Annotated in this window: 15 protein-coding genes and 1 pseudogene; 8 read left to right on the top strand and 8 right to left on the bottom strand. The window is 68.4% G+C overall.

The annotated features are described in order from the left end of the window. The 3 genes from ASF72_RS14715 to ASF72_RS14705 all read right to left on the bottom strand — a co-directional run. On the bottom strand, nucleotides 1-261 hold a 261-nt coding region (locus ASF72_RS14715), incomplete at its 3' end, for a hypothetical protein (protein WP_442854168.1). 370 nt (nucleotides 262-631) lie between these two features. Further along, nucleotides 632-1,738, bottom strand: a complete 1,107-nt coding sequence (locus ASF72_RS14710) for a GTP pyrophosphokinase (protein WP_056600131.1) — start codon at nucleotides 1,736-1,738, stop codon at nucleotides 632-634. Between the two features lie 9 nt (nucleotides 1,739-1,747). Then, the gene (locus ASF72_RS14705; protein WP_056600127.1) at nucleotides 1,748-2,839 is read right to left on the bottom strand and encodes a LacI family DNA-binding transcriptional regulator; all 1,092 of its coding nucleotides are present in this window, start codon (nucleotides 2,837-2,839) and stop codon (nucleotides 1,748-1,750) included. A gap of 160 nt (nucleotides 2,840-2,999) precedes the next feature. Between ASF72_RS14705 and uriH the strand changes: the two genes are divergently transcribed. Genes uriH through ASF72_RS14690 form a run of 3 tightly spaced genes read left to right on the top strand, consistent with a single transcriptional unit; the run spans nucleotide 3,000 to nucleotide 6,448 of the window. Beyond that, the gene (uriH, locus tag ASF72_RS14700) at nucleotides 3,000-4,034 is read left to right on the top strand and encodes a uridine-preferring nucleoside hydrolase UriH (RefSeq protein WP_056600123.1); all 1,035 of its coding nucleotides are present in this window, start codon (nucleotides 3,000-3,002) and stop codon (nucleotides 4,032-4,034) included. Beyond that, nucleotides 4,035-5,462 carry a uridine transporter UriT gene (gene uriT, locus ASF72_RS14695; RefSeq protein WP_056600120.1) on the top strand — a complete coding sequence of 476 codons (1,428 nt, stop codon included), beginning with the start codon at nucleotides 4,035-4,037 and terminating at the stop codon, nucleotides 5,460-5,462. Further along, nucleotides 5,459-6,448 carry a ribokinase gene (locus tag ASF72_RS14690; protein WP_056600118.1) on the top strand — a complete coding sequence of 330 codons (990 nt, stop codon included), beginning with the start codon at nucleotides 5,459-5,461 and terminating at the stop codon, nucleotides 6,446-6,448. Before uriT ends, ASF72_RS14690 begins: the two co-directional genes overlap by 4 nt. Here the strand turns inward: ASF72_RS14690 and ASF72_RS14685 are convergent. Next, nucleotides 6,445-6,690, bottom strand: coding sequence for a hypothetical protein (locus ASF72_RS14685; protein ID WP_050683752.1), 246 nt, complete (start codon nucleotides 6,688-6,690; stop codon nucleotides 6,445-6,447). The genes ASF72_RS14690 and ASF72_RS14685 overlap by 4 nt on opposite strands. A gap of 244 nt (nucleotides 6,691-6,934) precedes the next feature. Here ASF72_RS14685 and ASF72_RS14680 point away from each other — a divergent pair, with 244 nt between their 5' ends. The 5 genes from ASF72_RS14680 to ASF72_RS14660 all read left to right on the top strand — a co-directional run bounded on the left by ASF72_RS14680 (nucleotide 6,935) and on the right by ASF72_RS14660 (nucleotide 11,090). Then, entirely contained in the window at nucleotides 6,935-7,873 is a 939-nt protein-coding gene (locus ASF72_RS14680; RefSeq protein WP_082484301.1) for an alpha/beta hydrolase, read from the top strand. 51 nt (nucleotides 7,874-7,924) lie between these two features. Then, a complete protein-coding gene (locus ASF72_RS14675) occupies nucleotides 7,925-8,866 on the top strand; it encodes a carbohydrate kinase family protein (protein ID WP_056600135.1) in 942 nt (313 codons plus the stop codon). Between the two features lie 148 nt (nucleotides 8,867-9,014). After that, on the top strand, nucleotides 9,015-9,389 hold the full coding sequence (locus tag ASF72_RS14670; protein WP_056600115.1) for a hypothetical protein: 375 nt from the start codon (nucleotides 9,015-9,017) through the stop codon (nucleotides 9,387-9,389). 45 nt (nucleotides 9,390-9,434) lie between these two features. After that, nucleotides 9,435-10,397 (top strand): LysR family transcriptional regulator, encoded by a 963-nt coding sequence (locus tag ASF72_RS14665; protein WP_056600113.1) that lies wholly within the window; start codon nucleotides 9,435-9,437, stop codon nucleotides 10,395-10,397. Between the two features lie 129 nt (nucleotides 10,398-10,526). Beyond that, nucleotides 10,527-11,090: a DoxX family protein gene (locus tag ASF72_RS14660; protein WP_050683749.1), complete on the top strand. Its 564-nt coding sequence runs from the start codon at nucleotides 10,527-10,529 to the stop codon at nucleotides 11,088-11,090. A 47-nt stretch (nucleotides 11,091-11,137) separates the two neighbouring features. Here ASF72_RS14660 and ASF72_RS14655 read toward each other — a convergent pair whose 3' ends face one another. The 4 genes and pseudogenes from ASF72_RS14655 to ASF72_RS21070 form a co-directional block, all read right to left on the bottom strand. Then, nucleotides 11,138-12,145, bottom strand: coding sequence for a fumarylacetoacetate hydrolase family protein (locus ASF72_RS14655; RefSeq protein ID WP_056600111.1), 1,008 nt, complete (start codon nucleotides 12,143-12,145; stop codon nucleotides 11,138-11,140). 11 nt (nucleotides 12,146-12,156) lie between these two features. Further along, nucleotides 12,157-13,230, bottom strand: a complete 1,074-nt coding sequence (locus ASF72_RS14650) for an amidohydrolase family protein (protein ID WP_056600108.1) — start codon at nucleotides 13,228-13,230, stop codon at nucleotides 12,157-12,159. Beyond that, a complete protein-coding gene (locus ASF72_RS14645) occupies nucleotides 13,227-14,351 on the bottom strand; it encodes an FAD-dependent monooxygenase (RefSeq protein ID WP_056600106.1) in 1,125 nt (374 codons plus the stop codon). Before ASF72_RS14645 ends, ASF72_RS14650 begins: the two co-directional genes overlap by 4 nt. Nucleotides 14,352-14,410: 59 nt before the next feature. Then, a pseudogene (locus tag ASF72_RS21070) lies at nucleotides 14,411-14,675 on the bottom strand (cyclase family protein); the annotation flags it as partial.

The raw sequence follows: 14,675 nt of genomic DNA, 5'->3' as shown, positions 1-14,675 counted from the left end.
GCGGTCCGCAACAGCCCGCTCAGTCCTGGCGCTGCGCAGCTCCTCCATGATCTGCGCGTGCTCGCCGGCTTCCGGCAGGGTGGTCGCGACTTCCTCCGGGTCGAGGATAGCGGGGTTGGTGTCTGCTTCGCTGGAGACAGCAACTGCCGGCGGGGTTGTGCGGGAAATTTCGCGTTCTTCGCGGCGGGAGGATTTTGCCGGCGTGTTATCGGCAGGAAACTCCTCGGGCGGATGGGATTTTAAGTCACTATCAAAAGCCATGAGCGGGTCCTTTTGCTCGGAGAGGCATGGGCGTGCGGTCAGGCAGGCCCTCGGAGGTCAGCGCGGACGGGAGGTTGGGGGCCTCGTCCGGTGCGGTGACCATGGTGTTGCCGTCGACAATTTGCACTTCGTGGGTGCGTACCGGCAGTTCGGCCGGCGATGCGGCGACAATTGATATGTTTAAATTACCTATAGAGATATATCAGTGAAGTGTAGGGCAGGACCGGGTGGGTGTCCAGAGTTTTTCGTGCCCGCGCATTGCACTGAACGCATCGGCGCGCGCGGACGCACCCGCACGCCCGCATGGACGGGCGGCATGCGGCCTTGATCCGGAGGATGCCGGTGGGTCCCGGGGCGGGCCCGCTGGGATCTAGGCCTGCGTGAGCCGGTACCGTTCGATCTGCTTGAGCCGGCGCTGGAGGCTGTCGCGCCGGGGGTGGGGGATGGTGTCCGGTGATTCCGCGGTGAGGTCGATGTGCTTGGTGCCGTACTGCCAAAGCAGCAGGTCATCCAGCAGCCGGTCCGGACCCGGGGAGTAGCGGTGGTCAAGGGCTTTGCGGACCTCGGTGATCCGGTTGGCGCTCAGCAGCCCCGCCAGCTGGACGGTCTGGTTGAGCCCGTGCGCTGCCATCAGTTCGGCGGCCCAGCCCCAGTCGTCGTCCACCTTGCGGTCCACGTGCGGCAACAGCGTACGCCACACGTCGCGGATCCGGTTGGGCGTCAGCGGGGCAGCCCCTTCACCCTCCAGGTCCCAGAAGCTGCGGACCTGCTCGTAGCTCTCGTTAAGCTCCGAGAACGCTGTCTCCACGGTTTCCAGCATGGCTGCCGTGGCCGTGAACTGCCGGTCGAACTGCGGCGTCCACGCGCGCGGATCCTCCGCCTTGAAGCGGATGTCGTGCTCGATCTCGCTCCAGGCGTGGGCAAAGACGGTGCGGATCTGGCATTCGAAGAAGTAGCTGCCGTTGGGCTGGGCTTCCGGGTTGAATGCCTGCTGGTATTCCTTGACGGACTCGTTCTGGATGGTCCGCAGGATCAGGTGCCGGCTGGAATAGCCGTAGGTGCCGGATTCGATGGAGCCGATGTCCTTTTCCCGGTCGCCGCGGCAATCAAACAGCTGGCGCTGGCGCTTGATCAGGTTGGCCACCGCGGCATTCTCCGCCGGCAGCTTGGTGATCACCCGGATGCCCACCATGTCGTTCAGGGTGCGGAACGGGTCCGGGAACTTCAGGACGGGCGGGCCGCCAGGCTCCAGCGGCTCCTCAATCCGGGAGATCTTCTCCCGGAACGATGCCACCGTTTTGGTCCGCCCGGTGACGAACAGCGGTGTGACGTCCGTGTCCTTGAGCATGTCGCGGAGGGTCAGCAGGACATCCCTGGTGACCAGTTTCAGGGCCGGCCGGACGCGCGTGTAGATCTCCACGTTCTGTTCCACGGATTCGCGGAGCGTGGCGTCCAGGTTTTCCCAGTTACTCGGCATGGTCTTAGCTTACGGCGGGGCTGTGACATCCCAAGGCGCCGCCGCGGCGTGCAGTTGATCCGCGGCAGCCGACGTGGAACCACGCACCACCAGGGAGCTCTCCAGCGTCACCTCGGACTGCACCAGGGCCTCACCCTGCATCAGCCGGCGCAGCTGCGCGCCGGCTTCCAGTCCAAGGGGCGCGGCGGGCAGATGGACGCTGGTCAGGCCGGGATTGCTGGTGGCCGAGTAGGGCAGGTCGTCAAAACCCGCCACGGCCAGCTCGCCGGGGATGTCCACCCCGGCCACGCGCGCCTCCTGCAGCACGCCGTAGGCATGGGTATCGGTTCCGCAGACGACGGCGGTCACCCCCTCCCGCCGCCACTGCGTCCACGAGGTGGCGAAGGCGGCCGCGGCAGCGCCGACGTCGATGGTGGTGGCGATGATGCCGTCCGCAGGGGTGGTGATGCCCAGCGCGGCGGCCTCGGTGAGGAACGCACCACGCCGGACGGCGAATGTGTCGGTGCCGGTCACGCTGTCCACGTAGGCCACGGTCCGGTGGCCCTGGGCGGCCAGGTGGGAAGCAAGCTGCCGGGCGCCGTGGGCCACGTCAAGGTTCACGGCCGGTGCGAACTCCGCCAGGCCCGGTGCGTCCAGCAGCACCAACGGGCCGGCAGCAGACAGGTCCGCCAGGAAGTCCGCGTTGGGTGCGTCCACCAGGAGTCCGGCCGGGCGCAGCGACATCAGCCGCCGCACGTCGTCGGCCTTGGGGAACTGTCCTGAGTCCGTCACCGAGAGCAGCAGCTGGTAGTCCGGGCCGAGGGACTCGCGGACGCCGCTGATCACCTTTGCAAAGAATGGGTTGGAGATGTCAGGGGCCACCAGGATCACGATCGAGCTGACACCCCTGGCCAGCGAACTGCCGATCCCGTCCACCACATAGCCCAGCTCGGAGATGGCCTCGCGGACCCGTGTGATGTTCTCCCCGGAAACCCGGCCTGCGGTTTTGCCGTTGGCCACCAGCGATACCGTGGCCACCGAAACGCCCGCCCGCTCCGCCACCATGGCGGCAGTGATCCGGCGCGGCCGCGCGGGTTGCTGCACCTGCTCTGCCGAATCCATCCCTCGATCGTAGTCGGCAACAGCCCCCGCCAGCCACCGCAATGCATCAAGCGTTTGACGCACTTGCCGCACAGGCCAGCGTTAAGCGTTTGACGTAAACCGGAGGCAGGTGTCATGATCGCTTCTGGAATGCTTCAGTACCCTGCCCCGGCAGGCCCCAATGACGTGGAGAACGATCGTGGAACCCAACCCCCAGCCCACCGCCCCCCGGAAAATCATCCTGGACTGCGACCCCGGCCATGACGATGCGGTGGCCCTGCTGCTGGCGCACGGCAGCCCGACCATCGACCTGCTGGCCGTGACCACCGTGGTGGGCAACCAGACCCTGGCGAAGGTCACCCGCAACGCCCTCGCCGTGGGCACCATTGCGGGCATCACCGGCGTGCCTTTCGCCGCCGGCTGCGACCGCCCCCTGGTCCGCAGCATCGAAACCGCGCCGGACATCCACGGCGAATCCGGCATGGACGGCCCCGCCCTCCCGGAGTCCACCATCGAACTGGACCCGCGCCACGCCGTCGACCTCATCATTGACACCGTCATGGCACACGAGCCGGGCACCGTCACCCTGGTCCCCACCGCCGGCCTGACCAACATCGCCATGGCGGCCCGCAAGGAACCCCGCATCGTAGAGCGCGTCAAGGAGGTTGTCCTGATGGGCGGCGGCTACCACGTGGGCAACTGGAGCGCCGTGGCCGAGTTCAACATCATCATCGACCCAGAAGCCGCGCACATTGTGTTCAACGAGAAGTGGCCCGTGGTGATGGTGGGGCTGGACCTCACGCACCAGGCCCTGGCCACCACGGACGTGGTGGAGCGGATCGACGCCATCGGCACGGGTCCGGCCCGCTTTGTCCGTGAACTGATGGACTTCTTCGCCGCCACCTACAAGGACGCCCAGGGCTTCGACTTCCCGCCGGTCCACGATCCCTGCGCCGTGGCCTACGTGATCGACCCCAGCATCGTCACCACCCGCAAGGTCCCGGTCAACATCGAACTCCAGGGCGCACTCACCCTGGGCATGACCGTGGCGGACTTCCGTGCCCCCGCGCCGGCGGACTGCACCACCAGCGTGGCCGTGGACCTGGACCACGCAAGGTTCTGGGACCTGGTCACCGATGCGCTGGTCCGGATCGGGGACCCGCACGACGGCGGCAGCCAGTCCACCGCGGACCTCGCCACCGCAGGGGGGAAGTAAATGTCTGCCACCCTCACCGCCCCCGTCACGGGCCGCGGCAACATCGCCGCCCTGATGACAGCCCTGCTGGCCGCCTGCGTGGCCTTCCAGCTCAACGCCTCCATGCTCAGCCCCGCCCTGGTGACCATGGGCGAGGAGCTCAACACCAACCAGGCGGTCATCGGCCTGTCCCAGACCTGGTTCTTCACCGCCGCCGCCCTGTTCTCCCTGTTCCTGCCGCGGCTCTCTGACATCATCGGCCGGAAGAAGGTCCTGGTGGGCATGATGGTGCTGATGGCCGCAGGGTCCGTCATCGCCGCCCTGGCCCCGGACATCACCTGGCTCTTTGTGGGCCGCATCATCCAGGGCATCAGCGGACCCACCGTGCCGCTCTGCCTGATCATGCTGCGTTCGGCCGTCAGCAACCCGCGTAAATACGGCACCCTGATGGGGCTGATCACAGCCGTCAACGGCGGAGTGGCCGGCGTGGACTCGTTTGTGGGCGGCTACTTCGCCGAGCACTTCGGCTTCCGCAGCATCTTCTGGCTGATGGTGGTCCTGGCCCTGGCGGCCACCGCACTGATCGCCTTCCTGGCCACCGAAAGCAAGCCCGCGGCCGGCACCCGGATGGACTGGCTGGGTGTGTTCTTCATCGTGGTGGCCGTGGGCGCGCTGCTCACAGCCCTTAACGAGGGTGCCAAACTGGTGAGCGCCTTCTCCGCCGGCACGCTGGTGCTGAGCCTGTGCCTGGTGCTGGTCTCCGCCGCGGCGTTTTATGCCTTCTGGCGGACGGAACAGCGGACCAGCCAGCCCATGGTGGAGACGGTGCACCTGCGCCAGCGCTCCACCTGGGCGCCGCTGCTGACCACCACCCTCACCATGACCGGCATCTTCGCCGTGATCAACGGCATTGTCCCCGCCTATGTGCAGGCCGCCGGGCCGGGCTTCGGCGTGGGCCCCACCGAAATGTCGCTGCTGATCCTCACCCCGTACGCCCTGCTGGGCTGGCTGGTGGGTCCGCTCAGTGGCCGGCTGGCCCCCGTCCTGGGCTACACCAAGGTGCTCCGGATCGGGCTGCTGGGCAGCGTGGCGGCGCTGGCCATCATCGCTTTCCTGGGCCTGGGCAGCCTGCCCATGATGATTGTGGGCACGGTGTTGCTGGGCATTATGTACGCCGGTACGGTCAACATCATGCTCAACGGTCTTGGTGTGGTCCTCTCCCCGGCAGGCAACCCCGGGTTCCTTCCCGGCATGAACGCCGGCGCGTTCAACCTCGGCGCCGGGCTCAGCTTCCTGGTGCTTCCCGCTGTGCTGGTGGCCACCGCCGGCCTGGCGGACGCGAAGGCGTCCTACCTCACCGTTGTGCTGGTTGGCCTGGCGCTGACGGTGGCCGCGTTTGGTGCCTCGCTGCTGATTCCCAAGCCCGTTGAGGCTGAGGTGGCCGAATGAGTTCCGCAGCGCACGCGCCCGGCCGGATCGTCGTCGTCGGGTCCCTGAATGCGGACCTGACCATCTACTGTGAACGGCTGCCGGCCCCCGGGGAGACCGTCCACGGAAACGGTTTCGCCGTGAATCCCGGCGGCAAAAGCGCCAACCAGGCCGTGGCTGCCGGCCGGCTGGGCGGTACCGTCTCGCTGGTGGGGGCTGTGGGGGACGACGCCAACGGCGCCATGCTCCGGGAGTCCGTCGCGGGCGCGGGCGTGGACGTGCGGCATGTCCGCATGTCGCAGGAGCCCACCGGTGTGGCCGTCATCGCGGTGGACGCCGGCGGCGAGAACAACATCATCATTTCCGCCGGCGCCAACGGGACGCTGGTGCCGGCCGACGTGGCAGGCGCGTCGGACGCCATGGCGGGTGCCGCCGTCGTGAGCCTGTGCCTTGAGGTGCAGCTGCAGACCGTGACGGCCGCCGCGCAGGCAGCGCACGACGCCGGTGCAACAGTGCTCCTGAACCTCTCGCCGTATGCGCAGATCCCCGCAGCCCTGGCCGGGCTGACCGATGTACTGCTGGTGAACGCGCACGAGGCTGCGCTGTTCCTTGGCGGCGCCGGCATGCCCGGCCCTGAGGCGCCGCTGTCCGAGTGGGAGGACGTCCGGCTGCGCTTTGCGGACCACGGTGTGCGCCGTGTCCTGCTGACCCTCGGCGGGGCAGGCTCCGTGGTGCTGGATTCCCTGGCCAAACCGCCGGCGGTGACCCGGGTTGCCCCCACCACCGTTAAGGCCGTGGACACCACCGGCGCCGGGGACGCATTTACCGGTGCCGTCGCTGTCCGGCTTGCCGCGGGCGATGCGCTCGCCGAGGCCGCGGCGTTCGCGTCCGTGGCGGCCGCGCTGGCCACCACGGCCAAGGGCACCCAGGCGGCCTATCCTTCCGCGGCGGACGTGGAAGAACGGCTTCGGCAGGATTCCTGGGCTGTCCGGGGCGCGGGGGCTTAGCCGGGCCGCCGGACCTGGCGGTGGTCGTAGAAGTAGATCCGGTTCTGGACTTCCAGTCCCACGGAGTTCCTGTTCACAACGGCCAGCCGGCCGTGCCGCCGGCCCGTAAACGGATCATCCCCGATCAGCACCTCGCCCACCTTGTAGTGCGGACGGAGTGCACCGCCGCGGCCGCCAATACGGCCGAGCAGTGCAGACACCCGTCCCGTGCGGACCTGGCCGGCCCCTGGCTTCTCCCACATACATGCCCCCTTATAAACAGCACCGTTGCTGTCATGCAGTGAGGTGCAGTTTCGGACGCCCCTTGACGGTTCGCTCGTAGCCCGATATGCACCTTGTTACGACAGTAGCCCCATCCGTCACTCGTGTAACACCCTTCGGAGATAACGCCTGCATTACATTTGACCGCCATGGATGCGCGCCCGGACCGGGCGGCCTCCGGTGCCCTGGGACGTTCCCCCGTTGCACCCGCGATAGTGTCGGAACATGACTGGCTTCCGGCGTCGAGCGCTCCTGGCCTCAGTTGCCGCGGCCGCGCTGGCAGCCTGCAGCCCGGCTTCGGAGCCCGGCGCCGGGCGGACTTTGACCACGCAACCATCCACGGGGGACCCCATCGAGGACATCACTGTTCAGCGGCACCGCTACACCTACGGCGACGATCCCAGCCAGTGGGGCGAGCTGTTCCTTCCGGAAAGCCCCGCCAACAGGACCAGCCAGGGCGTGGTGGTGGTAATTCACGGCGGCTACTGGCGCGCACAGTACGGTGCCGAGCTGGGCGAGCCGCTGGCCAGGGACCTTGCCGCCCACGGCATGGCAGCCTGGAACCTGGAATACCGCCGCGCGGGCAACGGCGGCGGCTGGCCGGAAACCTTCCAGGACGTCCTGGCCGGCATCGACAGGCTTCGCGGACTGGCCGGGGAACACGGCCTTGACCTGGCCAACGTGGTGGCGCTGGGCCATTCAGCCGGCGGGCACCTGGCGGTGTGGGCGGCGGGGCGTTCCCGGTTGGCCGGGTACGGTCCCGCCCCGGAGCCGGACGGGCTGGGCAGCGGGCCCGACGCCGTCCGGCTCGCAGGTGTGGTGAGCCAGTCCGGCGTCCTGAACCTCGCCGAGGCGGAGAAACTGAATCTCAGCGACGGGGCGGTGGCCAACCTGCTGGGTGGGCCGTCGTCGGACTTCCCGGACCGGTACCGGGCCGCGGATCCCATGAATGCCCTGCCGTTGGACGTTCCCGTGTACGCCGTCCACGCGGTGGACGACACCACCGTCCCGCTCGCCATGTCCACCAGTTACACGGACGCGGCCCAGGCGGGGCACCAGCCCGCCCATTTGGTGATGGTGCCGGGAGACCACTTTTCGCTGATCGACCCGGGGGCCGCGGCGTTCGCCAGGTGCCGGGGGCTGCTCCAGGGGCTGCTGCGCTGACCGGAGTGAAACGAACTGCTGCCGGACCCACTTCTCTGGCAGAGTATGTCCATGCTCACAGTTATCGGCGAAGGCCTTGTTGACGTAGTCCAGCGCGCCTCCGGAATCGAAGCCCACGTGGGCGGCAGCCCGCTCAATGTTGCGGTGGGCCTGGCCCGCCTGGACCACCCGGTGCAGTTCATCGGCCGGTACGGCCGGGACGCGTACGGCGACTCCGTGGCCGCGCACCTGCGCGCCAGCTCGGTGATGCTGCCGCAGGGGCCCGACGGCCTGCCCACCAGCGTGGCCACCGCGTTGATTGACGACGACGGCGCCGCCACCTACACGTTCGACCTCGCCTGGGAGCTCCCCGGCCTGGCCGACAGGATCGCCTTTATGCTGCAGGGCACCACGCTCCTGCACACCGGATCCATCGCCACCATGCTGGCTCCCGGCGCCGCTGACGTGCTGGCCGCCGTCGAGTTCGCGCACCCGTCCGCCACCATCAGCTTCGATCCCAACTGCCGCCCCAGCATCATCACCGATGTGGACTATGCGCGCGGCCAGGCCGAGAAGTTCGCCGCGCTCGCCGACGTGGTCAAGGCCTCGGATGAGGACCTGGCGTGGCTGTATCCGGGCCGGGACGTGCTTGAATCGGCGCGGCACTGGCTGGCGCTGGGCGGCTCCGAAGGGCCGGCGATGGTGGTGGTGACCCGTGGCGCCGACGGCCCGTGGGGCATCACTGCCGCCGGCGTTGCCGAGTACCCGGCCCCTTCCGTGACTGTGGCTGACACCGTGGGTGCCGGGGATTCCTTTATGGCCGCTTTGCTGTCAGGCCTGGTGGACCGGGGGCTGGACGGGGCGCAGAACCGTGACGTGCTCCGGGCGCTTTCCGCCGAGGGCCTGGGCGAGCTCCTGGCTCACGCCGCCCGCGCCGCCGCAGTCACCGTGTCCCGGCCCGGCGCCAACCCGCCCACGCGCGCCGAGCTGAACGGGGCGTCGGGGGAGGGTTAGGCCGGCGCCCATCCGTCCCGTGGATACCAGCTATCCCAAATCCATGATTCCGCGCTGGCCCCGGTGTTGTCACAGTGAGGGAAGTCACTCTTCGGCGCCTCAGTGGTGCCGTCCCCTCCGTGACCATCAAGAGGCTAAGGAAGATTCAATGGAGAATATTCAGCTCGCGGGTACCGCCAGGGCCGGGGCGGCCAGCCCCGCGGTGGCGCACCGGGCCGGGCGGTTCCAGGCGGCCCTGCTGGTTGCCGGCAGCTGCATGCCGGTGCTGGGCGCCGTCCTGCTCGCGCCCATCCTGCCGACGCTCAGCCAGGTGTTTGCGGGCACACCAGGCGTGGCCATCCTGGTACCGCTCACCCTGACACTGCCGGCACTGTTTGTGGCCCTCTTCTCGCCACTGGCCGGCTATGTTGCTGACAGGGTGGGCAGCCTCGGGTTTGCCTTGGGCGCCTTGGGCATCGCATGCGCGGTGGCCCTCCTCGCCGTCCTGGTCCGGGGACCGCGCCTGGTGCCGGTCAGCCAGTAGCCGGCCTTGGAAGGGCGGAACTCCGGGCACGGATAACCTGTGGGTATGAAGAACCTGGACCTGAACCTGCTGCCCCAACTTCAGGTCCTCCTGGAACTACGCAACATCTCCCGGACGGCGGAGCGGCTCCAGCTCAGCCAGCCGGCCACCAGCGCGGCGATGGCCAGGCTCCGGCGCCATTTCGACGACGAACTGCTGGTCCGAAACGGCCGCACCTACGACCTCACGCCCTTTGCCCAGTCGTTGGTCCCGCTGGTTGATGAAGCCATGCTTCACATCCAGCGGGCCACGCGCGTGCGGTCCGGGTTCGACGCCGCCACCAGTGAGCGGGAGTTCATCATCGCCGCGTCCGACTACGCTGCGGCGCTAATCGTCGGACCGCTCCGCGGGATCCTGCGGGAAGAAGCACCGGGCGTCTCCGTGGATTTCGTCCCCACCGCCGGCTCCGGGATCCAGGGCCAGATGGCCGACTACTCCAGGATCGACCTGCTGGTGGGGCCCACGGGATACCAGATGCAGGGAGCCAGCAAGCAGCTTTTCCGTGACAGCTTTGTGGCCGTGGCCGACGCCGGCAACCCGCTGCTCCAGCAGCCGCGCCTGACCCTCGAAGACCTGACCGCGGTGCCCCACGCCGTCGGCTATTTCGGCGAGGGCATCAGCACGCCGGCGGACAAGCTGTTCGAAGCGCGCGGCATCCAGCGCCGGGTGGCGGCCGTGGTGGCCGGCTTCCTCTCCCTGCCGCTCCTGGTCGAAGGCACGGACCTTGTGGCACTTGTCCCGCGGATGCTGGCCGGACGGGCGCAGCGCGGCGCGGACATCGCGGTGCTGGAGTTCTCGGGCGGGACCGAAGCGTCCCTGGTGGAGGCCATGTACTGGCATCCGTCCCAGGCGGAGGACCCGGCAAACGTGTGGCTGCGGTCCGTGGTCCAGCGCTCCTGCGCCCGGCTCCACGAGCTCTTTCCCGTCAACGCGCATCCGGTGGTTATCCACGCGGCGGATACCCCGTAGACCCACGGCTGGTGCCTGCTGCCGGAGGGGTACCTGCCTGATGCTCTCCTGTGACGCGGTGGTCGCGCAGCCGTAGACTCATGCTGGAACGAGCCGTGCAGCGACTCAAACAACCCAAGGAGGACTGTTATGAGCAATGTAACCACCAGCCCTGAGGCGGCGGCCGCCGCGCAGACCCTGTTCCGGGTGGCTCTGGGAGGGGTGCTCGTGGCTCATGGATCCCAAAAACTCTTCGGCTGGTTCGGCGGGGGAGGCGTCGAAGGCACCAGTGAGGGCATGCACGCCATGGGCTTCCGCCCCGCTAAGGCAAGCGCCGTCCTTGCGGGCGTTGGTGAAGCAGGAGCCGGGCTTGCCTTGGCCCTGGGTTTGGCCACCCCTGCCGCGGGCGCCGCTGCCGCAACCACCATGGGCGTAGCGGCCAGCGTCCACGCCCCGAACGGTTTCTTCGCCCAGGAGGGCGGCCTCGAGTACCCGGCCGTCCTGGGCCTGGCTGCCGCCGCGTTCACTATTGGCGGCTCCGGACCGTACTCCCTGGATGCGCTCACCGGCCATGTCCTGGACCGGCCCTGGATGCGGATCACCGCTTTGGCTGCGATCCCCACCGCCATTGCGGTCCAGATCTACCGTCGGCGGCAAGCCCTCGCCGCAGACTCTGCCGCTCCGGCTGCCGGCACTGCCGCGGAACACGGCTGAGGACCGTCCCCGGGACCAGCCGAAACCCGGATGGGGGGAGGGGCTGTTCAGCGCAGGGCGCCTCCGGAAGGAGCCGCAGCGGCAACCCGGTTGCGTGGTCGGGTCCGGGCGGGAACCCGGGTCACGGCCTCGCGCCGGGTGCCGACGGTGTTTTCGATGGTTCCGATTCCTTTCACCGTCATCCGGACCACGTCGCCGGTTTTCAGCGGTGGGGGAGTCTGGGCGCCGTTCCGGCCCCAAAGTTCGGCGAGGCAGCCGCTGCCGCAGGTGCCGGAGCCCAGCACGTCGCCGGGCCGCACCACCGAGTCCTGCGAGGCATAAGCCACCAGCTCCGCGAACGGCCAGCCCATGTTGGAGAGCAGGTCCTGGCCGATCGCCTCACCGTTGACTTCGACAGCCATGGAGATGGGCAGGAACCCCTCGGCGTCATGCACGTCCTCGAGCTCGTCCGCCGTGACAATCCACGGGCCGAGCGTATTGGCGAAGTCCTTGCCCTTGCAGGGCCCCAGGCTGACCTTCATTTCCCGGCGCTGCAGGTCCCGCGCCGACCAGTCGTTGAGGACGGTGTACCCAAAAATGTGCCGGTGGGCCTCCTCCGCGCCCAGGTTCCGCCCGTCGCTGCCCGGAACGCGTCCGACGACGGCGGCCACTTCCGTCTCAAAGTCCAGGTCCGTACACCCTGCCGGAATACCGATGACCTCGCCGGTGCCCGTCACCGTGTGCGGGTTGGTGAAGTAGAAGGTGGGCGCCTCGTACCATTCGGGCACCACGCCGGCCACGCCGTCGATGCTCTTCCGCACGCCTTCGACGTGTTCCTCAAACGCCACGAAGTCGCGGATGGTGGCCGGCTCCAGTGGGGCAAGCAGGTGCACGTCCGCCAGGGGAACGGCAGCAGCGGAACCAACCACCTGACGCGCAAGTGCCAGCGTCTCCTCAAGTCCGGCGTCGAGCAGCGTCTGGACGGACTGGCCTGCGGGCAGGGCATAGCAGTTTCCGCCGTCCACAAAGCCGGACTGCGTCCCGCCGTCGTGATCCCAACGGGCAATCTTGACCATGTGCGTGTTCCTTAAGCGTCGCGTCGGGCGGCCAGGGCGGCCGCCGCGGTGATGCCCAGCGTGCGTGCGTTGCCGCCCAAAACCTGGGTTTTGTCGTCGGCCGGAAGTCCGGCGGCCTGGACCTCGTCCACCGGGAGGTCTGATCCCATGTCGAACGGGTAGTCCGAGCCGAGCAGCACGCGCTCCGGACCGGCTGCGGCCACGAGTGCCCGCAGTTCAGCGGGGCTGTGGACCAGCGAGTCGAAGTACAGCTTCTTCAGGTAGGACGACGGCGGCTGGGCACAGCCGTGCGCCTCGGGACGGACCGTCCACGCGCGGTCCGAGCGGCCCAGGGTGGTGGGAAGGTAGCCGCCGCCGTGTGCTGCCAGGACTTTCAGTTCAGGGTGCCGGTCCAGGACGCCGCTGAAGATCAGGTGGGACAGGGCCACCGCATTCTCGGCCGGCTGGGAGACCGTGTTGGCCAGGTAGAAGCGGTCCAGCCGCTCATCCAGCGAGCAGCCAAACGGATGCAGGAACACCAGGGCGCCCAGCTCCTCCGCGCGGGTCCAGAATGGCTCCAGCCGGGGATCGGACAGTTCCACGGTGCTGCGCTCCGGGTCCTCGGGGGTGGCGGCGAACGAGCCGATCTCCACACCCAACAGGCCGCATTCCAGCACGGCATGCTCCAGGGCCGCCACCATCAGGGCAGGGTGCTGGAGCGGGACCAGGCCCAGGCCGTTGAGCCGCCCGGGCGCGCGGTCCACGAACTCCCGCACCGCCTGGTTGGCAGCTTTCGCCAGTTTCAGGGCCAGTTCCCCGCCGGCGAAGTAGTAGAAGTGCGACGGCGACGGCGAGACCAGCTGCACATCGACGCCCTGGGCATCCATATCCGCGAGCCGGCGGTCGAGGTCGGTCAGCTGCGGCCAGCGTTCCTTGATCATCCTGCCCGAAGCGGCCATGGACTCCGGCCCGTTGCGTCGGACTTCCAGGGCCTGCTGGGCGCCGAAGCCTTCGGGGTCCGCCTCGGCCACGAGCTGTTGCAGGGCCGGAAGCAGGATATGGGCGTGGACGTCCACGATAGGTACTTGAACAGGATCGGTGCTCATGCGGGTTCCTTCAGCATGGTGGACAGCGAGTTCATCAGGCCGGGCACGTTGGCGTCGCGGACGCCGTCGAGCATCCACTGGCCAAGCTGGACGGAGGCGGTAACCACTGCCTTGGCCCGGTCCAGGCGTCGGTCGGTGAATTCTTTCCAGAGCGTTTCGGTGATCTCGTCGGCCTGGATCAGCAGTTCAGCGAGGACGGCCGCGTCCTCCAGGGCCATGGCGGCACCCTGGGCCACCGTGGGCGGGCAGCTGTGTGCGGCGTCACCGATGATCACGGTGCGGCCGCGGTTCCAGGGACCGTCCACCAGGTGGGTGGTGAACCACGTGTAGTTGATGCGTGCGCTGTGGTCCAGGTTGGCGCGGATTTCCTTCCACGGGCCGCCGTAGGCTGCGGCGAGTTCGGCCATGATGCGGGGTCCGTCCTCGTGTTTGCGTTCCTGGGCCTTCTCCACGAGGTAGGCGTAGATGGTGTCCGGGCCGGTGGGGCAGTAGCCGGCGATGAAGCAGGGGCCGCCGTAGGTCAGGTCGGTGCGGACCACCTCGTCGGGCCGCTCCACGAAGGCACGCCAGATGCCCATGCCGGTGGGCTGGGGTTCCACGTCGATGCCGATGGCCTTGCGCACGGCTGAGTGCAGGCCGTCTGCGCCAATCAGGAGATCGTATGTGGTGCTGCCGCCGTCGGCGATGCTGACAGTGACTGATCCGCCGTCGTCCGCTATTCCGGTGACGGTCCTGCCGTAGCTGATCCGTGCACCGGCCTGTTCGGCCCGTTCGCGGAGGATGGCGGTGAGGTCCGGGCGGTACATGCCCATGGTGGCGGGAAGGTCCTCGCCGCCGGTACGGATGTCTTCAAGTACGGCGATGACGGTGCCGGCGGGGTCGGGGGCGCGCAGGCCCAGGGTGCTGAACCCGTAACCTTTCGCCTCCACCTGGTCCCAGACGCCGAGCTGGCGGAGCACCCGCAACGCGTTGCCCTGCAGGGTGATGCCGGACCCGAGGCTCTGCGGGGCGTCCGCTTTTTCGAGGATTTCGACCCGGATTCCGGCGTCGGCCAGGAGGATGGCTGCGGCCAGCCCAGCGGCTCCCGCCCCAACGATTCCGACGTTCTGTACTGCTGCCATCGCTGACTCCTTTGTATTGACGGCGATACTGCTGGTGGTTGTTCTGCTTTAGCTGAAAGCTACCGGACCGCGATCGGATTGACCGGCGAGCCAACGGCCCCCGTGATCGGGAGCGGTGCTGCGGTGAGCAGGAAGTCGTACCTGCCGTCCGCCGCGCACGCCTCGGCCAGCCCGTCCGGGTCCCACATCTCGCCCAGGAACAGGCCAAGGTTGGGGATGGCGATCTGGTGCAGGGGCTGGAAGGCGGCGTCGAACTCGTTCGGACGGACCTCGAAACCCCAGGTGTCGGTGGCGATCCCGGCGATTTTTGAGCGGTGCAGCCAG

The sequence above is a fragment of the Arthrobacter sp. Leaf141 genome (genome assembly GCF_001424565.1).
GTDB lineage: Bacteria > Actinomycetota > Actinomycetes > Actinomycetales > Micrococcaceae > Arthrobacter.
This window is presented reverse-complemented; position numbering and strand designations above follow the sequence as displayed.